Source organism: Allorhodopirellula solitaria (assembly GCF_007859855.1).
GTDB classification, from domain to species: domain Bacteria; phylum Planctomycetota; class Planctomycetia; order Pirellulales; family Pirellulaceae; genus Rhodopirellula; species Rhodopirellula solitaria.
Window position 1 is genome coordinate 126,434 of the sequence record NZ_SJPK01000011.1, and the last position, 21,976, is coordinate 148,409.

Annotated in this window: 16 protein-coding genes; 12 read left to right on the forward strand and 4 right to left on the reverse strand. The window is 58.3% G+C overall.

Annotated features, from left to right (window positions below; genetic code table 11):
* Positions 1–918: 918 nt before the first annotated feature.
* The 4 genes from CA85_RS18490 to CA85_RS18505 all read left to right on the forward strand — a co-directional run bounded on the left by CA85_RS18490 (position 919) and on the right by CA85_RS18505 (position 6,872).
* Positions 919–1,353 carry an endonuclease domain-containing protein gene (locus CA85_RS18490; RefSeq protein ID WP_146392844.1) on the forward strand — a complete coding sequence of 145 codons (435 nt, stop codon included), beginning with the start codon at positions 919–921 and terminating at the stop codon, positions 1,351–1,353.
* Positions 1,354–1,863: 510 nt separating this feature from the next.
* Positions 1,864–5,133 carry a type I restriction endonuclease subunit R gene (locus CA85_RS25795; protein ID WP_246112957.1) on the forward strand — a complete coding sequence of 1,090 codons (3,270 nt, stop codon included), beginning with the start codon at positions 1,864–1,866 and terminating at the stop codon, positions 5,131–5,133.
* 582 nt (positions 5,134–5,715) lie between these two features.
* Positions 5,716–6,270 (forward strand): LarC family nickel insertion protein, encoded by a 555-nt coding sequence (locus CA85_RS18500; RefSeq protein ID WP_146392845.1) that lies wholly within the window; start codon positions 5,716–5,718, stop codon positions 6,268–6,270.
* Between the two features lie 11 nt (positions 6,271–6,281).
* Entirely contained in the window at positions 6,282–6,872 is a 591-nt protein-coding gene (locus CA85_RS18505) for a hypothetical protein (RefSeq protein WP_246112958.1), read from the forward strand.
* A gap of 32 nt (positions 6,873–6,904) precedes the next feature.
* Here CA85_RS18505 and CA85_RS18510 read toward each other — a convergent pair whose 3' ends face one another.
* Both CA85_RS18510 and CA85_RS18515 read right to left on the reverse strand, forming a co-directional pair.
* The gene (locus tag CA85_RS18510; RefSeq protein ID WP_146392846.1) at positions 6,905–7,168 is read right to left on the reverse strand and encodes a (2Fe-2S)-binding protein; all 264 of its coding nucleotides are present in this window, start codon (positions 7,166–7,168) and stop codon (positions 6,905–6,907) included.
* Positions 7,165–9,171: a GntP family permease gene (locus CA85_RS18515; protein ID WP_246112959.1), complete on the reverse strand. Its 2,007-nt coding sequence runs from the start codon at positions 9,169–9,171 to the stop codon at positions 7,165–7,167. The genes CA85_RS18510 and CA85_RS18515 overlap by 4 nt, the downstream gene beginning before the upstream one ends.
* A gap of 666 nt (positions 9,172–9,837) precedes the next feature.
* Here CA85_RS18515 and CA85_RS18520 point away from each other — a divergent pair.
* The 4 genes from CA85_RS18520 to CA85_RS18535 all read left to right on the forward strand — a co-directional run bounded on the left by CA85_RS18520 (position 9,838) and on the right by CA85_RS18535 (position 15,627).
* Entirely contained in the window at positions 9,838–12,357 is a 2,520-nt protein-coding gene (locus CA85_RS18520) for a glycogen/starch/alpha-glucan phosphorylase (protein ID WP_146392847.1), read from the forward strand.
* A 412-nt stretch (positions 12,358–12,769) separates the two neighbouring features.
* Complete coding sequence (locus CA85_RS18525; RefSeq protein WP_146392848.1) at positions 12,770–13,387, forward strand: phosphoesterase; 618 nt, start codon at positions 12,770–12,772, stop codon at positions 13,385–13,387.
* Positions 13,388–14,716: an asparagine synthase-related protein gene (locus CA85_RS18530; protein WP_146392849.1), complete on the forward strand. Its 1,329-nt coding sequence runs from the start codon at positions 13,388–13,390 to the stop codon at positions 14,714–14,716. It abuts the gene before it with no gap.
* Positions 14,707–15,627: a radical SAM protein gene (locus CA85_RS18535; RefSeq protein ID WP_146392850.1), complete on the forward strand. Its 921-nt coding sequence runs from the start codon at positions 14,707–14,709 to the stop codon at positions 15,625–15,627. Before CA85_RS18530 ends, CA85_RS18535 begins: the two co-directional genes overlap by 10 nt.
* Here CA85_RS18535 and CA85_RS18540 read toward each other — a convergent pair.
* Positions 15,584–16,126 carry a hypothetical protein gene (locus CA85_RS18540; protein ID WP_146392891.1) on the reverse strand — a complete coding sequence of 181 codons (543 nt, stop codon included), beginning with the start codon at positions 16,124–16,126 and terminating at the stop codon, positions 15,584–15,586. The genes CA85_RS18535 and CA85_RS18540 overlap by 44 nt on opposite strands.
* A 118-nt stretch (positions 16,127–16,244) precedes the next feature.
* On the opposite strand from CA85_RS18540, the gene CA85_RS18545 reads away from it, so the two are divergent.
* Positions 16,245–17,246 (forward strand): sugar phosphate isomerase/epimerase family protein, encoded by a 1,002-nt coding sequence (locus tag CA85_RS18545; protein WP_146392851.1) that lies wholly within the window; start codon positions 16,245–16,247, stop codon positions 17,244–17,246.
* A gap of 385 nt (positions 17,247–17,631) precedes the next feature.
* On the opposite strand, the gene CA85_RS18550 is transcribed toward CA85_RS18545, so the two are convergent.
* The gene (locus CA85_RS18550) at positions 17,632–17,967 is read right to left on the reverse strand and encodes a flagellar biosynthesis anti-sigma factor FlgM (protein WP_146392852.1); all 336 of its coding nucleotides are present in this window, start codon (positions 17,965–17,967) and stop codon (positions 17,632–17,634) included.
* Positions 17,968–18,742: 775 nt separating this feature from the next.
* Between CA85_RS18550 and CA85_RS18555 the strand changes: the two genes are divergently transcribed.
* From CA85_RS18555 to CA85_RS18565, 3 genes are all read left to right on the forward strand, one after another.
* Positions 18,743–19,519, forward strand: coding sequence for a sugar phosphate nucleotidyltransferase (locus CA85_RS18555; protein ID WP_146392853.1), 777 nt, complete (start codon positions 18,743–18,745; stop codon positions 19,517–19,519).
* Positions 19,512–20,462, forward strand: a complete 951-nt coding sequence (locus CA85_RS18560; protein ID WP_146392854.1) for a ribose-phosphate diphosphokinase — start codon at positions 19,512–19,514, stop codon at positions 20,460–20,462. The genes CA85_RS18555 and CA85_RS18560 overlap by 8 nt, the downstream gene beginning before the upstream one ends.
* Positions 20,463–20,547: 85 nt before the next feature.
* Positions 20,548–21,864: a hypothetical protein gene (locus CA85_RS18565; protein ID WP_146392855.1), complete on the forward strand. Its 1,317-nt coding sequence runs from the start codon at positions 20,548–20,550 to the stop codon at positions 21,862–21,864.
* Positions 21,865–21,976 lie beyond the last annotated feature (112 nt).

Here is a 21,976-nt window from a genome sequence, read left to right on the forward strand (position 1 = left end):
GCAGCTTCTCGCTGGCAAGAAGCGTCGAGGCCCTCAATCGATCGGCGACTTGCTGATCGGCTTACTAATTCGTCTTGGAGTGAACCAGGAAAACACTGTAGAATCGAAACCGTCCGAAGCTCTGAAGTCTTAGGCTGAATTGTCGTGCTGCCAAGCACACTAACAACGTCGTCGCATGCCGAGGGTATCGGTGGAGCGTAGCTCTGCTGAGCAAGCCCGTGCTAGAGTGAGATGCTCTGTTAGCGGTTCAAACGCCGGATGAGACAGTGTGGGGCTCTCAGAGCTTCGGATATCTACCAGGGTGGCGAGACTGAACCACCAAAGCTAACCGAGCCGTGCTGGCTGGCCGACAAACAGTGGACTTTGAGTGTCGAAAAAGCTACCCTATTGGTGGTGCCGCTGAGCGTACGCGCGCACTGCAAATTTTCGTTCTGGATATGACAGTACTCAAAAAACCTTCCGCTGTGCTCTGCGCACGCTTCCGTCGGATGAACCAATCAATGGGTATCGCGTAACGCAGGATGTCAGGAGCGTGAGGGAGGAGATCGAAGCGGTCGTGCGGAGGTTGCGCAGCGATGGCCCCTCACCCCCGGCCCCTCTCCCCGAAGCGGGGAGAGGGGAACCAGGATCATAAAGTGCACGAATCGACCGCGAAATGGAGCGGTAAAAAGCAACCCCGAACAGGACCAAATTAAAACGAAAAAGACCTGTGGCACCCCAATCTTTTGACAGGCCACGTCAACACGAGAATACTCAATCTTTGATAACAAGCTGATTTACGTTTGCGCAGCTATTTCACCGCTGCTCTGATTTGAGAGTTCCCCAAAAACACCCTGGCTCCCCTCGCCCCGTTTCGGGGAGAGGGGTTGGGGGTGAGGGGCAACATACGGCATCCCCTCGACTCGCGCCCTCTCCATCATGCCCCACCCAAGACGATCCCGGGGCGACTCGGAACGTATCGAGTTCGCCCGTCGACAGCGTCAAACCGCCAACGAGTTTGCTCGCGATGTGTGGGAACTGGTCCGGGGGCGTCGCGTGCTCGGGCACAAATTTCGTCGTGAGCATCCCGTCGGACCGTATACACTCGACTTTGTTTGCTTGGAGCTGATGCTGGATTTAGAAATCGATGGCAAAGATCATCTCACCGATGCCGGAAAGATTCGTGATCATCGACGCGACGCGTATTTGAAGTCGCTCGGTTATGAGGTTTTGCGAATCAATGGGTATCGCGTAACGCAGGATGTCAGGAGCGTGAGGGAGGAGATCGAAGCGGTCGTGCGGAGGTTGCGCAGCGATGGCCCCTCACCCCCGGCCCCTCTCCCCGAAGCGGGGAGAGGGGAGCCAGGATCATAAAGTGCACGAATCGACCGCGAAATGGAGCGGTAAAATGCAAACTGGAACAGGCCGAACCAAAACGCAACGGACCTGTGGCAACTCCGACCGTTTAACAGGGCATGTCAACACGAGAATACTCAATCTTTGATAACAAGCTGATTTACGTTTGCGCAGCTATTTCACCGCTGCTCTGATTTGAGAGTTCCCCAATAACACCCTGGCTCCCCTCGCCCCGCTTGGGGGAGAGGGGAGCCAGGATCATAAAAAAATCACGAGGACCATCGACTACACTGATCTCAAACACTGCCCTCGAGACCGGGAAGGTGATGGTTTCGCAGTGTGCCTGACTAGCAAGAAAGTGATGTAATTTGCGTGTATAGTTGCAAACGGCATGAAGAATCTGCAATCGCCGCAAACCCTTTCTTGAAAAAGACTTGCTTGTTTAGGCGCAATTTCACTTCCTCCTTCTTTTGGACTGATTCTGTTCCACCACGACCATAAAATGAATGCGGAACCAGTAAGATTCGGATGACCACAATTAACGAAGATACCGTCGAACAGGCCGCATTGGATTGGCTTGTGGAAGTTGGTTTTGATGTGATTCATGGTTCAACGATCGCTCCGGACGGAGAGGATCCGGAACGAGAGTCGTTTCAAAATGTTGTTCTCGAAGAACGACTATTGGCCGCGATCCAGCGGTTGAACCCTCATCTGCCAATCGAGGCGGTCGACGAAGCGATGCGAAAGGTTTTGCGTCCGGACCTGCCAACATTGATCCAGAACAACCGAGCGTTTCACCAGCGACTCCGCGATGGCGTCGAAATCGAATACCGACGCGATGATGGCTCGATCGCAGGCGACCATGCCAAGCTGCTTGATGACACTGTGTCAGCGAATGACTTCCTGGCGGTGAATCAGTTCACCGTGACGGAACACGGGCACAATCGAAGGCTGGATATCGTGCTGTTCGTCAACGGCTTGCCGCTGGTGATCATCGAGCTGAAAAATTCTGCCGATGAGCAGGCGACTGTGGACAAAGCCTTCGCCCAACTGCAAACGTACCAGGCCGAGCTCCCTACGTTGTTTGGATACAACGAATTGCTGGTCGCCAGCGATGGCACTTACGCTCGCATGGGTTCGTTGACCGCTGGCCGGGAATGGTTCAAGCCCTGGCGAGCGATCGACTCGGAGTCACCCGTGAAGGGACTCAGCGAGATTGAGGTTCTGATCCGCGGGGTATTTGATCCTCAGCGTTTGATTCCTCTGCTTCGTAACTTCGTCGTCTTTGAAGAGGACTCGGACACCGGTCGGATCAGCAAGGTGTTGGCCGGGTACCACCAATTTCATGCGGCGGCGACGGCGATCGAGTCGACTGTCACCGCGTCACGAGCCGAGGGTAGCCGTCAGTGCGGTGTGGTTTGGCACACGCAGGGAAGCGGCAAGAGTTTTACCATGCTGTTCTATGCTGGCTTGGTGATCTCGCACCCCGAGATGAACAACCCGACGGTGATCGTGCTGACCGACCGCAACGATCTGGACGATCAACTCTTCGGACAATTCCAACGCTGCCACGATCTGTTGCGACAGACGCCGGTTCAGGCCGACAGTGTTGAGCATCTGCGAGAACTGCTGCAGGTTGGTTCCGGAGGAGTGATCTTCACGACCGTTCACAAGTTTGCGGAGAAGGCCGGTCAATTCCCCGAACTGTCTGACCGTTCCAACGTCGTGGTTCTGGCAGACGAGGCGCATCGCAGTCAGTATGGTTTCCAGGCCAAGGTCGACAAGGAATCGGGGAAGGTTTCCTACGGGTTTGCTCGCAACATCCGCGACGCGCTGCCCAATGCGTCCTTCATCGGCTTCACCGGGACGCCTGTTGAACTAGACGACAAGAACACGCGTTCGGTCTTTGGCGACTACATCAGCGTCTATGACATCCAACGCGCGGTGGAGGACAAAGCGACTGTCCCGATCTACTACGAAAGCCGGGTGATCAAGCTGGCGTTGACCAATGAGTCGATGCAGACGATCGACGAGGATTTCGATTGTGTCACCGAGTCAGCGGAAGACACCACGCGAGAGAGGCTGAAAACGAAGTGGGCCGCATTGGAAGCGATGGTTGGCGATGAGGACCGGATCCGTGTCCTGGCGGCCGACTTGGTCGAGCACTTCGACACTCGGTGCGAGTCGATGCCGGGCAAGGCGATGGTGGTCTGCATGAGTCGCCGGATCTGCGTGGACCTCTACAACGAGATTGCGAAACTGCGCCCGGAATGGGTGGGCAAGCCTGCTGATGAGGAACCGCCGATGGTGACGCTGCACCGCGATACATCCTGGCAAGAATCTACTAACGCTGACGCGCCGCAGGTGGTCGCCGAATCGGGGCTTGGGGTACTGACCACGTCCAAGAATTCATCGCAGACAGACAATGCAACGATCGACGACACCGTGTCAGTGGATGAGGATGACACGGGTGCTGTGAAGGTCATCATGACGGGGTCCGCATCCGATCCGGCCGACTGGCAACAACACATCCGCACCAAGCGACGCCGCAAAGAGCTGGCGAATCGCTTCAAGGACCCCAACAGTGCTTTTCGGATCGTCATCGTGCGTGACATGTGGCTGACCGGCTTCGACGCACCCTGTCTGCACACGATGTATTTGGACAAACCAATGCAGGGGCACGGTTTGATGCAAGCAATCGCCCGCGTGAACCGTGTCTTTCGAGACAAGCCCGGCGGGCTGGTGGTCGACTACTTGGGGATTGGTGATTCGCTGAAAGCCGCGATGCGGACCTACACCGAGTCGGGTGGGAAGGGCAAAACGACGATCGACACGACTCAGGCCGTCGCGGCGCTGCGTCGGCAGTACGAGATCTGCAGTGACATGCTGCACGGGTTCGACTGGTCAGCGTGGCATCAAGGCAAACCCACTGACATGGTGTCACTGCCGGTTGCGGCCCAGGATTTCCTGCTGGAGGACAATGGAAAGCAACGCTGGCTAGCTTGCGTGAGTGGCTTGTCCAAGGCGTTTGCACTGTGCCCGACCGAACCCTACGCGATTGAGATTCGTGACGACGTCGCGTTCTTCCAAACCATCGCCACCGGGTTCCGAAAGTACGAGAGCAGCGGCAAATCCAAGAGTGAACTGGATTACGCGGTCCGGCAGCTGGTTGGAAAGGCTGTTGTCACGACCGATGACGCAGCGATCGACGTGTTCTCAGCAGCTGGGATGGACAAGCCTGACCTCTCGATCCTATCGGACGAGTTTCTCGAAGAAGTCCGCCGGCTACCTTACAAGAACGTGGCAGTGGAACTGCTGCAGAAACTGCTCAACGATGAGATCCAAGCACGTTCACCGCGCAATGTCGTCCAGGCTCGTGCTCTTTCGGAAATGCTCGGGCGTACCCTCAACGCCTACCACAATCGAGCGATCGGGACGCAGGAAGTGCTCGACGAGCTATTCAAGGTTTGCCATGAAGTGCGAGCACGTGCCGCCCGCGGTGAAGAGCTCGGGTTGAACGATGACGAGTTGGCCTTCTACGACGCTCTGGCCGAAAACGATTCAGCGATGGACGCCCTGGGCAACGAGAAACTGAAGGTGATTGCCACAGAGCTGATCATCGCCGTGCGCAAAAACGTGACAATCGACTGGACGCTTCGCGAGTCGGCCAGAGCCAAAATTCGAGTCCTGATCCGGCGGATCCTACGGCGTCATGGCTACCCACCGGACATGCAGGCCTCGGCTACGAAGCTGGTTTTGGAGCAGGCCGAAGCGATCTGCAGAGATACACGGCAATGACAGGCTGTCGATTGTCAAGAAATTGGGCTCATCCGACGGAAGCGTGCGCCCGAGGTTTTCAAGGCATGGCTCCCGTATCGAAGGATTTATTTGTGGGATGTGATTATCAATGTTAGACAGGCACTGCCGGGAGAAGCGGAGCCGAGCTCTGCAGAGGTGCTGGCTTGGCAAGGGATATCTCGGTCGCCAGCGTTTCCCTGCAAAAGCGGTACGCCAATGGTGTTGTCGGTCCCTGGCGAGCGTTTATTCGTCAGGGACGCATTCTAGAACGATCATTGGATACGAGAGCGATGCCTCAAAAAACCTTCCGCTGTGCTCTGCGCACGCTTCCGTCGGATGAACCAGAAATTGGCGAGCGGTACCGAGTCAGATTGCCTAGCTTTTACGCAGTCGTGACGGTTCACTCCTAGGAAAATCGTGGCGACTGGGGCCACTCGATGCGAATGCGAACCTTTCCGGTCGGGGCGGCGTAGCTGTTGCCAGGGCGTCGCACTGCTACAATGCCCGCTCAATCCGCGTCGTCGATTTCAGAGACGTGTGTTGGGTTACCCATTTTTTGATCACCTTTGCCAGGGATTTTTTATGTCACGTCCAGCTTGGTTGCTGAGTTCTGCTCAGTGGTTCGTTCTGATGATTGCGGTCGCCTATGTGGGCGGAATGACTGGGTGTCAGCCGGCCGAATCCACCCCGGAAACACCGGCTGCTGCTGATCATGACCACGATCATGATCATGACGGACATGACCACGATCATGCTGAGCAGGGCGCTGATTTGGACGTGGATAACTTGCCAGAACTCAACACTCCCCCGCCGTTGGATTCGCTCGATGAGGGGGTCGAGAAGTTGGTCTCGATGCGAGATGAGATCGCCAAAGGGTTCGCTGATGACGACGTGGATTCCATTCACGATCAACTGCATGGCGTAGGCGATTTGTTGGGGCAAATCGAGGAGAAGGTTGCCACATCTGAACTTTCTGACGATGCCAAACAGGCCGCGCGAGAAGCGGTCGAGACGCTGTTCGATGCTTACGGTGAGGTCGATGCGAAGCTTCATGGCGTGGAAGGGAAAGATTACCAAGACGTCTCGGAGGACATTGATTCGGCGATCGAGACTCTCACCAACAAATCTTCTTCCTAACGAGTGGGTTCATGATGACTTCGTTTTCTGTTGAGCGTTTGTTGCGGTCTGCCGCGTTGGTGCCCTGCGTTCTGTTGGGTCTATTGGCCATTGTTGGCACGACAGGGTGTGACGCAACGGGTACATCGGAGTCGGCGTCCGGGGCTGGCTCGCCCAACAGCGAGCATTTGTTGCAAACGCCACCCGCCGATCCAATGTCGTTGACGCAGGCAGCCGAAGATCTTTCGGCCGAGCAAGCCTCGGGCGGCGCGGCGGGGGCATCGCAGGAGATGGTGTTGATTGGCAAGATCGATGCGGGAGACTTCCCTGCTTTCCAGGCAGGTCAGGCGACCTTCATGCTCAGCGAATTGCCAGCGGAAGGGCACGGGCTGGACGATCCTGATCACGAGGACAATTGCCCGTTCTGCAAACGTCGAGCTGAGAAAGCCCCCAAAGCCATCGTCAACTTGGTCGGAGCCGACGGTGATACGTTGGCGACGGACGCCCGCGAGCTGCTCGGCGTGGCGGAGGGCGACCGCGTGATGGTGGTGGGGTCAGCGACGTTCGATGAAGCGGTCAACGCGATCACGCTGCAGTGCCATGGCGTCTATTTCAAGCGTTAGACGCGTGAGAAGACCAAGTGAGGCGTTTCGCTTTACCCTCCTTGTTGCCGGTAAGCGGACCGTTGTCGGGCGTATTCTTCGGGGGTCGGCAGATTCTCTTCGTCATGGCTGAGCGAACCGGCCTGTTCCTGATCGAGCAATCGTTTCAGGAAGGGGCGGCACCAGCCGCAACCGGTGCCCGCGCCGTAGCACTGTGACAATTCGCTCGGCCGACGTGGTTGCCGCACCCGGATGTACTGGATCACTTTCCGCCGGGTCACGTGAAAGCAGAGGCACAGCTCATCGTCGTCGTTCATGGCGTGTTGGAGACGATCGGCAGGATTTGGCTCAAGACAATGGTGGTGAACAAGCCGCCGATTGAGAGGGTTGCCAGCAGCGGTGTCCAACAGCGAAGGGATTCTCCCTCGGTCAAGCCGCCCATTTTGGTGAACACCCAGAAACCGCTGTCGTTCATCCAGCTGCCCATTAAGGCGCCACTGCCCACTGCGGTCGCAACATAGACGAGGTGGAAAGGTGGTTCCTCTCCGCCCATGATGGCCGCGATCATGCCGGCGCCCACGATCATGGCGACGGTACTGCTGCCTTGGGCGACCTTCAAGATGGCGGAAACCGACCATGCCAGTAGTAGAATTGCGATCCCAGCAGCCTCTTTGCCGGCAAAATACTGTTGGATCGTTTCACCCACACCCGTTTGGCTGAGCATGGCTCCAAAAGCCCCGCCTGCGGCTGTGATGAGGATAATCACCCCGCCGCTCATCAGCGATTCTTCGACATCCACACCGAGATCTCGCCAGGACAGAGAGCGGACGATCTTGAACGTCAACATCGCTGTCAGGGCTGCGATCAGGAGGGCAAAGTTGGGGTTGCTCCACAATCCGAGCGAGTTGGCCGTCTTCCGCATGGGGCTATCCCAACGCTGCGGGGCGATCAATTCGGGGTAGGCTGCGTCGAGCAATGCACGGTTCATCCTGCGGCGGTCGACAGGTTTCATCCGCAGTTGATTGGCCTTTTGCAATTTCGCTGTAATTGCGGGCATCGGCACATCGGCGAACGCGTCGGCAGTGTAGAAATCGGGGTCGAGTAGTGCGTCGTTGATAATCGAGACGACCCGTTGTTTCTCAATGTCGTCGGTGGCGGCTTCTCGGAGTCGCTCGCGTTGCCCGGCGGTGATCCGGTCGCTGGCTAAAATCCGGCCCGCTGGCGATTTTTCGGTAGCAGCCGCGAAACGCTCGGCGAGCAAGTCAAAGCTTTCCACATCGGTGGTCAGTACCGCAGCACGGTCCTCGCGGTCGGCCAGCGTTGTCGCGAGTGTTCCCGCGCCGATCATGACGACTGGCAGCAGCACCGGCAGCAGCGAGACAAACAGACCCGGTAGTTTCTCTTCGGCGAGCGGTTGATGGCGATCCTCGCGGACACTGAGCGGCCGCATGGGGATGGGCATTTTCTTATCGACATAGATTGAGAACAACAGCCCCAGGATCGCCGACGGGATGGCCACGATCGCCCCGATCATCATCATCATGCCAATGTCGACCCCAAGAATCGCCGCTACCAACAGGGGCCCGGGGGTGGGCGGGACAAGCGTGTGCGTGATGCAGCCGCCGGTAGCGATTGCCATCAGGTAGCGGAGATAGTGTTTTCCAGTACGGCGATGCAGGGACCGGGCCAACGGCACGAGCAGGTAGAAAACCGTATCGAAAAACACGGGAATCGCCAGCACAAAACCGCTGATCATCAGTCCCAGCGAGGCCTTCTTTTCACCGGTGGCTTTGACGGCCGAACGCACGATGCGGTCCGCCGAGCCGCTGTCGAGCATGCACTTGCCGATGATCGCTGCCATGGCGATCACGATGCCGACGCCCGCGGCCGAGCTGCCAAATGAGTCGACGACTGCATCCATTCGCTCGCCTAACCCGATACCTTCGACACGGCCGACCAGCACACTGACGAGGATCGCGGAAATGAGCAGCGCCAAGAACGCGTTGAGTTTCAGCCCAATGATCAAGCTCAGGACGCTCACGATACCGATCAAGACCAACCACGCAGGCGTCCAATCGATTCCCGCCTCGCTTTCGCTGCTCGCCGGCAGCTCGCCCTCGTCTGAAACGATAGCTGCCTCGCTCTCGGAGTCTTGGTTCAGAGTGCCATCGCTGTCGTCGGCGTTGATGTTCGCTGACGACGGGGTTGTGGAGACGGCGTCTTGTGCCGCCAACGCAGGGGGCAGCGTCAGGGTTGTCAGTATCGCGAGGCAGACAACGAAAAATCCGAAACGAGCTAAGCAGGGAGCGTGGGTGGGCATCGACGGGGGGCTAAGAACAGAGGAGGCGGGAGCGGCAATTGGGTGTGGATCTTAGCATAAGCGTTACAGTGTGGGGCGTTTTCCGGCAAGCGGTGGGCACCTTCTCAGCGAAAAGGAGGCCAGTGAGATGAGGGTGGGCTCTCACGGCTCGTCAAAGCTGGTTTCTAGGATGGTGGATTCGACGCAGGCTCCCCAACCGCTAGCGGTTTGATGCCTAACCAATCAACAATTGGTTGCGACGGTGGGTTCCGAGCGGCCGAGCCTGCAGAGCAGGTGTGATCAAATCGTTCGGTTCAAGAGCCGTACCTGCCTAGCGAGCCAGTATTTCGGCAGCAATTCGGTCAGGCAAATTGCGTTGATGGTCGCCTTATGGCATTCGGCTTTCCCTTGGCGAGAAAATAATAGGTGGTAGTGACAAAGGGCCTGTCGGAGGCGTTCCAATGCAGGTCCCATCCAAACGGTAAGTAACTGCGAATCATTTGCCCGGGGACAGGCGGCGATGATCACTGTCGATTCGACGTTGGCGTGATTATCCTATCCATCTATACTCCTGCCCCCGGCTCCAGGATGATTCCGTTGCCCCGGCACCAAGATGCCCAGTCCTCGCATAGGCGACATTCGTTTTAACTGGCTCCTATCACTTTCTCATTGAAAGCACAAACGTACATGTCTAATACGCATCCCGCTCCATCGTCCTCGAAGGTTCCGTCCACCACGAAGATCCCGAGCACCCTCGGCGAGCTGGATCTACCGACCGATGTCCGTCGGCATTTGACGGTCACGCTGGGGCACTTCGACGACCGCCAACCACCTTCGAGCGAGTCTGATAAACGCTATTTGTATCGGGCATTAGCGATTTCAGTTCGCGATCGTTTGGTGCCCGAATGGCAACAAACATGGCGTCGGATGTGGCAGAGCGATGATCGCAAAGTCTACTACCTCTCGCTCGAGTTCTTGATCGGGCGCTCCCTGACCAACGCAATCCAGAATCTCGATTTGGATGATGAAACACGCTCGGCGATGCATGCCTACGGGATGGAGCTCGAAGAAGTTGCTGACCGCGAACTCGATGCCGGATTGGGCAACGGTGGCTTGGGACGGCTGGCAGCCTGTTTTCTAGACAGCTGTGCGAACCTGCAGCTGCCCGTGGTCGGCTACGGAATTCGCTATGAATACGGCATGTTCCATCAACACATCAAAGATGGGCGTCAAGTCGAAGACCCCGATCACTGGCTCCGCGATGGGAACCCGTGGGAGATCGTGCGAGCAGAGAGCACGCGACGGATTCGTTTCTATGGGCGGACGGAACAGCATCCTGATGAGCAGGGAAGGATGAAAACGCGTTTGGTCGATACCAGCGACGTGCTCGCCGTCCCCTTTGACATGCCCATTCCCGGGTACCGCAACAAGACCATCAATACGCTGCGGCTCTGGAAGGCCTCGACCACGGATGTGTTCGACCTCGCTGAGTTCAATGCCGGAAGTTATACCGAGGCGGTGGCGACGAAGAACAACGCGGAACAGATCTCGATGGTGTTGTATCCCAACGACGCCAGTGAGAATGGCAAGGAGCTGCGACTGAAACAGCAGTACTTCCTCGTTTCAGCATCGCTTCAAGACGTGATCGATCGCTGGGTGAAGAAGCACGGCGACGACTTCTCCGAGTTTGGCCAGAAGAACTGCTTCCAGCTCAACGACACCCACCCCGCTTGTGCCGTTCCTGAATTGATGCGATTGCTGCTCGATGAACACGGCATGGAGTGGGACGATGCCTGGGAGGTGGTGACGCGTTGCATGGCCTACACGAACCACACGCTGCTGCCCGAAGCACTGGAGCGATGGTCGGTTGGACTGTTCAGTCGATTGTTGCCGCGGCTGTTGGAAATCATTTATGAAATCAACGCTCGTTTCTTGAAATTGGTCGACCAGCAGTGGCCGGGTGATGTGGGCATGCGTCGCGAGATGTCGTTGATCGAAGAAAGTGATAATCCTCACATCCGCATGGCTTATCTCGCGATCGTCGGCAGTTTCTCGGTCAACGGCGTTGCTGGATTGCACACCCAATTGCTCGAGAGCGGCCTGTTCAAGAACTTTGCCGAGCTATGGCCTCGCAAGTTCAACAACAAAACCAATGGCGTGACTCAACGCCGTTGGCTCGCTCACTGCAATCCGGGCCTGCGGGAATTGCTCAATGAAACAATTGGTGATGGCTGGCAGACCGATCTCACCAAGATCGATCAGCTCGCTCCCCACGCGACCGATCCAGCTTTCCGTGAGCGGTGGCAGTCGATCAAGCTCGAGAACAAACAGCGATTGGCAGATCTCGTCAAGGAAACGACGGACGTCGATTTCGACACCTCGTTCCTGTTCGATGTACAGGTAAAGCGGATTCACGAGTACAAGCGGCAGTTGCTCAATGTGCTACATATCATCCATCTCTACGATCGCATTCAGCGGGGAGAGACGGCTGGTATGGTGCCTCGCTGTGTCTTGATCGGTGGCAAGGCTGCACCGGGATACCACGTTGCGAAATTGATCGTCAAGCTTATCAATGACGTGGCGAAAGTCGTCAACGCGGACGCGAAGTGCCGAGACCTGCTGCGGGTGGTGTTCTTCCCGAACTACCGTGTTTCATCGATGGAAGTTATCTGTCCGGCAACGGAACTGTCCGAGCAAATTTCTACTGCCGGCAAAGAGGCATCCGGAACCGGGAACATGAAGTTCATGATGAACGGGGCGCTCACGATCGGAACACTCGACGGCGCCAATATCGAAATCCGAGAGAACGCGGGCGACGAGAACTTTTTCCTCTTTGGACTCGATGCCGCCGAAGTCGTTGAAACCAAGAAAGAGTATCGTCCCAATGACATCATCGCCGCCGACCCCGATATCGCACGGCTGATGAACATTCTCGAAAGCGGAACGTTTAACCCCGACAATCCCGGGTTGTACGATCTGCTCACCGGTGGCCTGCGCAGCCCTCACGATCCTTGGGTCACCATCGCTGACCTGCGCAGCTACATCGATGCTCAAGCCGAGGTCGGCAAAGCCTACCAAGACACTGACAAGTGGAACGAGATGAGCATTCTCAATGCCGCTGGTAGTGGTTGGTTCAGCAGCGACCGCACCATCAGCCAGTACGCCCAGGACATCTGGGACGTCCGCGCACTGCCACCGCTGAAGTAAGCACCGGTACGACGCAAGCGGCGGACGAATCTTGTTTGCCGCGGTCGCGGCGGTAGCATCTCGCCGGGGATGCTAGCCCCTGTCGGTTATACATAAGTCCAAACCATTCGCTCCCCTGCCAGCTTGTCTGGCAGGATGCAACGGTTGGCAATTCGATCGGCCCACCTCGCCGCGGGGAAGCATTTTTGGGGACGAACCCTATCTGCTTTGGCCCCGCTGCAGGCATACCTGGGGTGGTAACCCGATGCGTCAGCGAGGAAGATGCAGGGTTTTAGGTGGCGAGCGGATGGTCCTCGCTCACGCGTCGGGTTACCAAGTTCGCCTCGGAGTGTCATTCGGCTAACGCCCATGCCTCGATGGCGACAGAAAGATGAAATCACTACCGACAAGCTCTCTCTCAAGCAAACCTCACATGTCCGAAGAACACATCCTGGTCATCCCCGCGGACCTCATTACTTCCTTGGGGCACCTGGAGGGATTTGAAGTCGACGTCGATCGTTTTCTCGTTCCTATTCTCGCTAGCGATCGGCTTTCGTACCGGCCCCGCGCCGCGATGGAAACGGATCCAAGTTTCAAGCAGTTGATTCCTTATGTCGTGATGCAGTGGACCGATCCGAATGACGGTCTCGTGCGGGTGTTCACCTACACACGTGGAGGTGGATCAGGGGAGTCCCGTTTGCACGCCAAACGCAGCATCGGTGTGGGCGGGCATATCAGCCAAGAGGATGCCGACGGCGACGAGGACCCATACCTCACTGGAATGCGACGGGAACTCGATGAGGAAGTCACGATCGAGTGTGACTACACCGATCAACGCGAAGGCTTGCTCTACGATCCAAGCAACGAGGTCGGGCGTGTCCATCTCGGTGTCATTCACCGTTTCACGCTCGAACAACCCAGCGTGACGAGCAACGAGGCGGAACTCGCTGATGGTGAATTCCTGACGGTTGCGGAGTTGCGATCCCAGTACGACGCGTTGGAAACATGGAGCCAATTGTGTCTGGATGCCTTGTTCCCGGAGAACCACTGAATGCACGCTCAACAAACCATTGACCGGTTGGTCAATTTAATGGACACGGACGCCAACGTCCTGCTCAATGAAACCAGCGAATCGGCTGCCGAGATTGTGCGCAGCGGTGACCGCGATCGCATTTCCCAGCTCGAGGGCCAGTTCGCGATCTGTGAAAAGGACGGCCGGGCCGTGCGAATGGTGCGTACGATCGGGCGACCGATGCGCTATTTCATGGCCAAGCTCAAAGCCGGACCGTGCCTGGTCGTCGCCGAGCGGATCGATGAGATCGCCTCATGGTTGGAGCAGGAAGGTCTGCGAGATCAGTTTGACCCCTCGTACACGCGAATGGTCCCCGCCCACTACTTGATCGAACTGCAACTCGTCGGCTGTCCGGACCCGAACCCGGTTCATCAGCGATTTTTCACACCTCAGCGGAATCGGCTGCCCGCGGATATTCCTTCGATTGGCCACGAGTACATCACGCGTCTGGCGCGGGTGTGCGACGCATGGCTCGATCGAATCGGCGATACCGAGCCGATTGGCGTGCTCTTTTCGGGCGGGATCGACAGCGGGGCCGTGCTCTGTGTGTTGTACGATCTGTTGCTAAAACGCGGCCAAGCCCCCACGCGATTGAAGGCCTTCTCGCTGGCCGTTGAGGGTCAGGCGCAAGACTTCCAGCAGGCGGCGGAGTTCGTCACGAAGTGCGGATTTCCCGAGCTGCTCGAGGTCGTTGACGTCCCCGTCGAACGGGTCGATTGGCGGCGAGCCATTGAGATTGTTGAGGACTACAAGCCCCTCGATATCCAATCGGCGACCTTCGCCGTGGCGCTTGCCGAAGCGATCCGCACGCGGTATCCGGAGTGGCGTTGGCTCGTCGATGGTGATGGCGGTGATGAGAACCTCAAGGACTACCCGATTGAGGAAAACCCAGAGCTGACGATCCGCAGCGTGCTGAACAACCTGATGCTCTATCAAGAGGGTTGGGGCGTCGATTCGATCAAGCATTCGCTGACCTACAGCGGTGGACAAAGCCGTGGCCATTCCCGCTCGTCGGCCGTCATGCGAGCATTCGATTTTTCAGGCTTCAGCCCCTTTGCTGTGCCGTCGGTGATCGAAGTTGCCGAAGCAATCCCCTTCATCGATCTGACCGATTGGGACCACGAATCGTTGTACCAGCTCAAGGGCAGCGTCGTTGCAGCGGGAGTGAAATCGGTGACCGGTATCGAAATGCCGACGTTCGAAAAACGCCGCTTTCAGCATGGCGCGGTGACCTCGGAGACTTTTGACAAAATTTTCCCCGCCGCTCCGATGGACTATCGCAAGGCATTCCGAGAACTGTGCACATAGATCCCCACGCCCAGGGCGAGCCACGGGCGTACGGTGTTAGCGTGGAGCACGAACCGATCGGCGAGCATCTCACGCGTCCTACGCTGACGCTATTGCTGACTGCCCGCCGCTGCCCAGTAGAATGCGTCTTTTGCGATCTGTGGAGACACAATCACGCCGAGCCCACCCCGCGTGGATCGATCCCCCAGCAGATTGCGGCAGCGATCGACTCACTCTCGTCGCCTGTCTCGAGCTGGTCGATCAAACTCTACAACGGGGGCAACTTCACCGATCCCCAGAGTATCCCGCCTGCGGACTGGCCCGCGATCGCGGAACTCTGCGATCCGTTTGAACGCGTGATTGTCGAGAATCACGCCACGATGTGTGGCGACCGACTGCTCCGATTTCACGATCTGCTCCGTTCAAAGCTCGAAGTCGCCATCGGGCTCGAGACGTCCGATCCAAACGTTTTAGCGCGGCAGAAGAAAAAGATGACGCTGGAGGACTTCGCCCAGGCGGCGGAGTTTCTTCGTGGTAACGACATCACGCTCCGGTGCTTCGTCATGTTGCAATTGCCCTACGCCGATCCAGAGCGGTGCGTCGGCGATGCCGTGCGAGCAGTCCAGCATGCCGCCGACGCCGGAGCGGGATTTGTCGCGATCATTCCCACCCGCAGCGATACGGTCGAGATGCAGCAGATCGTGGCCAGCGGTGAGTTTGTACCGCCCCGGCTACGTCAACTGGAAACTGCTCTGCGTGAGTCTCTGGCTTGGGGCCACGCTCAACGACTCCACTGCGTCGTGACGGCCGACACGTGGGACATCGAGACCGTGCGACATTGTCCGGACTGCCAGGCGAGCCGGATCGCAAATATCGAAAAGATGAACCTTACCCAGCAGCCTCGTCCGTTGACGCGGTGCTCCTGTCGGTGACAGTTAAGCCATCGAACGCGATCTCAACGGCGCGGTCGAACCGGCTGCGTAGCACTGCCATCTGGTCGGCGCTGAGTTGTTGGCCGACGAGGCTCGCGACGTGCAGTCCGACGATGACCAGCAGCCCGATGGGTACCGCCGCCAGCGACCAGGGGGCATAGCCGAGTGACCACTGCACGTACCCGATCGTCAGCGCCAGGCAGATCAGGATGGCGACGACAAAGTAGATAGCGATGAACATCGTCCAGATTTCTGGGCGTGGCGAGAAGCGAGCAAAGATTTGTGTGCCCTCTTCGCTCGCACTGCACTGGGCTGATAGGTGCGGTGACCAAAACCGCCGCTCCGCTGGAGCGATCTTGAAATCGATCACAGCCCCAGCGGCCTCGGCCACACCACGCAGTTCGTCGCTCGCCGCGGCCGCCTTCAATCGGGCGATCGCTTGGGGCTGTTCCAGCGGGATGTCGACGGTGAAGGCGGGTTGAAATTGAAAAATATTCATCGTCGCCGACAACGCTTGGGAGGAGGACTTGGGGGGAGACGGGTTCACTTTGGCGACATATTATCGCACACTCATCGCTCGTTGATGTTGAACGCCTTACCCTTGGGACCCTTTTTTGATGAATTCCGAACCGACCGTGCTGCTCAGTGGTTTTGCTGACGAGTCCGCCCTCTCCAAGAAAGCCAACGAACAATTCGCCGCTCTCGCCGCCATTGGCCTGGAATACTATTCGATCCGCTTTGTCGATGTCGGTAACGGGATCAAGAACGTGATGGCGCTCGAGGAAGCGGAGATCACGCTCTTGCAGCAGATGCACGCGGACTACGGTATGAAGGTATCGAGTATCGGGTCGCCGATCGGCAAGGTGAAGCTGCTCGATGTGGACGATGGGACCGCGAACAAATTCGTTCCCTTCGAGAAGTATCTCCGCGAGGATGTGTCGGTCGCCTGCGACCGTGCCGAAGCGTTCGGCTCGAAATTGCTGCGCGGTTTCTCGTTCTATCACCCCAAGGGCACCGCCCCCGAAGATCACATCGATCAGGTTGCCGACCAATTGGGGCAGATCGCCGAGGCCTGCGATGCCCGGGGGCTGACGTTTGGTTTGGAGGTGGAAGCGAATTTGGTAGGGCAAACCGGCGATTTGCTCGCCGCGATTGCCGAACGGGTCAACCATCCCGCGATGTTGACGATTTTCGATGGAGCGAACATCGCCATGCAAGGCTTCACGCCCGATCAGGTCTACGCGCAGTACGTCGCCATGAAACCGACACTCGGTTGGCTGCATATCAAGGACTACAGCGACCCGTCACTGCGAGGCCGGGTGGAGCATGTCGACGAGGAATCGGCGAGCCACTTCGTACCCGCTGATCGGGGCGATAGTGCCCATGAGGCGATTTTCCGCGACCTCCGGGACTTCCTGCCGACGCTGCACCAGCGGATGGTCGATCGCGGAGCCGACGGTGTGTTCTTGGATCTCGAGCCACACGTCCGCGGCGGGGGCCAATTCGGTGGCTTCAGCGGCCCCGATGGCTTTGGTATCGCATCCCGGGCGCTGTGCAGTCTGCTCGACTACACACGAGTGGGGTACCAATTGAGAACGTTTGAGTCGCTCCAAGGCTGAGCGAAGACGCGCAAGCAAGCTGTCGATTGAATGATTGCAGCTTTTTATTCGGCGTTCTTGAGCCCCAACGGGGCGGCTGTATGAAAGCCCAGGGCATCGCCCTGGGGGCGGATAGCGAAACGTTTTGGTTCATCCGACGGGGCGGCCCTCGTGTTCGCGCCAATCTGCCGTTCGGATGGCGTGTGCAAATAGAATCGCCCCGTTGGGGCTACCGCGAGGTGGCGGCGTCTGAAACCCCAGGCGGTGCCTGGGGCTGTCATAGGACTGCCCCGTTGGGGCGCTGTCATGAGCTATCTTCTGCGCAACCGATGTCCGTGCGCTGTCAGCTCGGAGAGCTGAGCGACTTTGCGTGGCTCGTCACTGCGTCAATGGAATTGACCGCGAGTTACGCGAACCCATCGAGGAAACGGTCCAATGCCATGTCCATCTTCTCGGGCGTGTCATAGTTGCCTTGGGCGATCTGACGGCGCAGATCGGCGACTCGGTCAACGCGAATTTCGCCACCACCGGCAATCGCGGAGCTCTCCTGCAGCCGATTCGTCGGCGTGCTGGCGGAGGCTTTCGCAGTCGACGATAGGTCCAATTGATCTACGGGCGCCGCAGACGTTTTAGCCGCGTCGGGCGTGGCCAGCCGGTTGGCGCTGCGTTGGGGTGCTGCGGCACTGGCGGTCGACGACGTGGGTGCGGCGGTCGAAAGTCGGAATGGTCCGTAAATTTGCATCTTCACTGGCTCCCTGGGAGGAAAGCGGAACCTGGCGAGCCCCTCATTGCCACCCTTCGTGGGTGTTCGCCGCCGGCAAGGCGGGCGATCGACAATAGATTGGGGATCGTCAGAAACGGTTTTAGAATTGGGCTGTGCAGTAACCGAGTCGACTCGTGGACGCTCGAACAGGTTGGTTTCCCAGCAAAATTCGTTCGCTTGAGTGACAATTCTCGGGTTCGGTTACCAGCGCCGCAATCCTTGTCCCAGGATGTATTCCGTCAGAATCAGTGGAGACTTCGCAAGCGCAGATGAGTGAGAACACAGATAGTATCGGCTCAGCCAACGCGATGTCTAAAGCGTATTTTATTCGTTCAAACAGAAAACATTCCCGGAGCATGGGTCAACGGCGAGAGTAGCAACCCCGGCGCCCGCGTCGCAAGAGCAGTCGCCGGCGGCCGGCGACTAGCGGACTGGGCTGGTGAAAACTCTACGGACACGGCGGTTTGGGTAGACTGCGAGTCGTTCCACAACCCAATCAAGAGGTGCTAGTTGCAAATTGCGAACGGATCAGTGCAAATCGTGAATTGTTCCAACGTCATCAAATCACTTGCCTATTTGCCTTTTGCAGTTTGCAATCTCCGACCGTGTCGGTGGCCGGTAACAATCGCAAGCTTTTCACCACCCACCACCCTCGGCAGCCCGGTTGCCCGATTCCGCTTGACAGGGGACGATTGGGCGCCGCAGAGTGCCCGATTCACTCGTCCACTTTTCAATTTGTCCCCACTGACCACCCATGACTACCCCGACTCCTGCTCCCGCCCCGACGGCTGTGGCCGTGATTTTGGCTGCCGGCAAGGGCACTCGCATGAACAGCGAACTGCCCAAGGTGCTGTGCCCTGTCGTCGACCGGCCCATGATCCATTTCGTCCTCGATGCCGCCTCCCACGCTGGTTTCGGAAAAAAAATCGTCGTCGTCGGGTATGAAAAGCAAGCCGTGCGTGACGAGCTTCAAACGCGTGACGATGCCAGCATCGCCTTTGCCGAACAGAACGAGCAGCTCGGTACCGGGCACGCTGTGCAGATGTGCCGCGACCAGTTGGCCGGCCACGAGGGATTGACCCTCGTGATCGCGGGCGACTCGCCGCTGATCCAAGCGGAAAGCCTGCAGAAGCTGGTGGCCCATTTTGAGCAAACACGCCCTGCCCTCCTGCTCGGCACTTTGAAGAAAGAGGATCCGACCGGATTGGGACGCATCGTCCGGGATTCCGAAGGCCAGTTCACTGGGATTGTCGAGCATAAGGACGCGACCGCCGAACAGCTCGAAATCAACGAGGTGAACATGAGCACCTATCTATTCTCCACGCCCGATTTACTGTGGGCTCTGGATAATCTCAGCAACGACAATGCTCAGGGCGAGTATTATCTCACCGACTGCGCTCGTTTGCTCTACGAAGCGGGCCGGCCCGTCGAGGCGTTGCCCGTGCTCAAAGATTGCGAGTCTTTGTCGATCAACAATCCGGCTGAACTTCAACTTGTCGATCAAACCATGCGAGCGATGGGATATGCGTGAACTTAAAATCTTCAGCGGCCGAGCCAATCCGGATCTCGCTGAAAAGCTCTGCCGGCACCTGCACCTGAAGCCGGCTCGGATAACGCTTGGGCAGTTCCCCGATGGGGAGAATTTCTGCAAGCTCGACGAGGACGTGCGCGGCCGCGACGTCTTTTTGATGCAGCCAACCTGCCCGCCGGTCAATGACAATTTGATCGAGCTGCTGACCATGATCGATTGCTGCAAACGGGCCAGTGCCGAGCGGATCACGGCAGTGATCCCGTACTTCGGATACGCCCGGCAGGACCGCAAGGACGAGGGACGCGTGCCGATCACCGCCAAACTCGTGGCCAATTTGATCACCCGCGCCGGAGCCGACCGCGTGCTCACGATGGACCTGCATGCGGCCCAAATTCAAGGCTTCTTCGACGTTCCCGTCGATCACCTGTACGCCGCTCCGGTGATCAACGATCACTTTGTCAGCCGCCGATTCGATGGCGAAGAGGTCGTCGTGGTCAGCCCGGATGAAGGCAGCATTAAACGCGCCGTCGGGCACGGCAAACGGCTCGGTGGCACGCTCGCGATTGTCGACAAACGCCGCAGCAGCGCCCTCGAAGTGCGGCAGAGTACGATTATCGGTGGACCGGTCGAGGGCCGGATCGCACTGATGTTCGACGACATGATCAGTACCGCGGGCTCGATCTGCGGTGCGGCCCGGCTCGTCCACGAGTTTGGAGCCAAGGAAATTCACATCGCGTGCACCCACGGTATCTTCTGTGGTCCGGCAATCGAACGATTGCGAGACGCACCCATCGATTCGATTACCGTCACCGACACGATCCCGATCGCCGATGATAAACAGCTGCCCAATTTGGTCCAGCTGTCCATCGCTCCTCTGTTGGCCGAGGCGATCAAGCGAATTCACCACGACCAATCAATCAGCGAACTGTTTCGAGAACGTTGATTTTTATCGCCGGTATCTGTTCCCGGCATCGATCACACGATTAGAATAAAGAGCCTCCCCATACCCCCTCGAGCGAGCGGAATCGATGGCTCTTGTTCTTACCTGCGCCAAGTGTGCCCAACGACTGAGCATCCCGGATGAGATGCGGGGGAAGCAGGTTCGCTGTCCGAAATGCAGGGAAGTCTATACGGTCGATCGCAAAGCGGCGAAAACCGGCCCGACGGCAGCCAGCCCGCGGCCGGCTGTTCGTTCCCCTGGTCAGGCCGCGCCTGCGGTTTCGCGACCACCCCAGTCGCCTGGGGCTGCTAAGCAGCGGACGCTGCGTTGTCCCCAATGCAGCGTGCAGATGCGATTGCCCTCTCAGTCAGCAGCCACCACCTTCCAATGCCCCAAGTGCGCCGCGAAGCTGACCGTTGGAGCATCGCGAGCGGGCACCCCCAAAACTGGCGCCCCAAAAACTGGTCCTCCCTCAGCAACACCCCGGCCCGCAGCCTCGCAGCCCTCCGCGCCGCGAGCCCCCACCGCGCCGCAGGCAGCACCGACGGCGCCGTCGGATGACTCGATTTTCGGTAGTTTGCCGAGTTCTTCGGCAGCGCCCTATTCGCCTTCGGGGGCAGCCCGGAGCAGCCCGGCGGGCCAGAACCCTTACGCTGCATCTGCATCGAGCCCGCGGTCTGCGCCGGCGTTCTCGGCCAAGGGGCGAGCGGGTAAGTCGTCTCTGCTGTGGCAGGGGTTGATGATCGCCGTCCCCAATGGGTTGTCGATGCTGTTTCTGATTTTCTTGGTCGCTGCCGCCTTCGCTGTCGATGACTCCAAGAGTTTTTCCAACGAGACCGGCTCCTTGATTGTCATGGCGGTCATCTCGGTGTACTACCTGCTCGTGGTCGCTGGGGCAATTGGGATGATCAAGGGAGCCCCACGATGGCTGAGCACGACCATCTGCATCGCGTCTCTTCTACCCGCGATCCCCTTGTTTGTGCCCTGCTTCGGTTTTTTCCTCTACCCCGTCGTGTTGGGAGGGGCCGTGTGGGGCCTGATCAGCCTCTTCGGTGGTGCTCCGTCGCTCGCAGGCGGCGGCTACTCCCCGTCGGCCGCGAGCCCCGCAGCAAACTATCACGCGGCCAGCGGCCCGTTGGCGCAAGCGCAGCGTGAGGCCAACCAGAAAAAATCATCTAGCGGGGAGTCGGGCTCGACCGCCGCTGCGGTCGCCTGCGTGTTCGGCGGCGTCGTCTGCACAGGGATTTCGATCGCTCTGATCGTGCTGCTCTGCCTCGTTATGGCAGGTCAGCTGGAAGTCGAGACGCGGCGTCCCTTCAAGGCGATCGCAGGCGTCATCTTCTTTGGGTCGACCGGTTTTAGCTTTCTCGCCAAAGGCATCATGCACTTCCAAAACCGCTGCTGATTATGCTGTAGCGCCGGTTGGTTCCCCACGGGGTTGCTCCCCTGTGCTTGTCACACGCCGAGGCGACGAGCTGTTGCGCCCCGCAGGTTTCCCTACGCCGAAGGCGTTGAAG

Bases quoted from the DNA above. Each gene is read 5' to 3' on its own strand.
- CA85_RS18490 (WP_146392844.1), top strand. From the start codon at position 919: ATGCCCCACCCAAGACGATCCCGGGGCGACTCGGAACGTATCGAGTTC.
- CA85_RS25795 (WP_246112957.1), top strand. From the start codon at position 1,864: ATGACCACAATTAACGAAGATACCGTCGAACAGGCCGCATTGGATTGG.
- CA85_RS18500 (WP_146392845.1), top strand. From the start codon at position 5,716: ATGTCACGTCCAGCTTGGTTGCTGAGTTCTGCTCAGTGGTTCGTTCTG.
- CA85_RS18505 (WP_246112958.1), top strand. From the start codon at position 6,282: ATGATGACTTCGTTTTCTGTTGAGCGTTTGTTGCGGTCTGCCGCGTTG.
- CA85_RS18510 (WP_146392846.1), bottom strand. From the start codon at position 7,168: ATGAACGACGACGATGAGCTGTGCCTCTGCTTTCACGTGACCCGGCGG.
- CA85_RS18515 (WP_246112959.1), bottom strand. From the start codon at position 9,171: ATGCCCACCCACGCTCCCTGCTTAGCTCGTTTCGGATTTTTCGTTGTC.
- CA85_RS18520 (WP_146392847.1), top strand. From the start codon at position 9,838: ATGTCTAATACGCATCCCGCTCCATCGTCCTCGAAGGTTCCGTCCACC.
- CA85_RS18525 (WP_146392848.1), top strand. From the start codon at position 12,770: ATGTCCGAAGAACACATCCTGGTCATCCCCGCGGACCTCATTACTTCC.
- CA85_RS18530 (WP_146392849.1), top strand. From the start codon at position 13,388: ATGCACGCTCAACAAACCATTGACCGGTTGGTCAATTTAATGGACACG.
- CA85_RS18540 (WP_146392891.1), bottom strand. From the start codon at position 16,126: ATGAATATTTTTCAATTTCAACCCGCCTTCACCGTCGACATCCCGCTG.
- CA85_RS18545 (WP_146392851.1), top strand. From the start codon at position 16,245: ATGAATTCCGAACCGACCGTGCTGCTCAGTGGTTTTGCTGACGAGTCC.
- CA85_RS18550 (WP_146392852.1), bottom strand. From the start codon at position 17,967: ATGCAAATTTACGGACCATTCCGACTTTCGACCGCCGCACCCACGTCG.
- CA85_RS18555 (WP_146392853.1), top strand. From the start codon at position 18,743: ATGACTACCCCGACTCCTGCTCCCGCCCCGACGGCTGTGGCCGTGATT.
- CA85_RS18560 (WP_146392854.1), top strand. From the start codon at position 19,512: ATGCGTGAACTTAAAATCTTCAGCGGCCGAGCCAATCCGGATCTCGCT.
- CA85_RS18565 (WP_146392855.1), top strand. From the start codon at position 20,548: ATGGCTCTTGTTCTTACCTGCGCCAAGTGTGCCCAACGACTGAGCATC.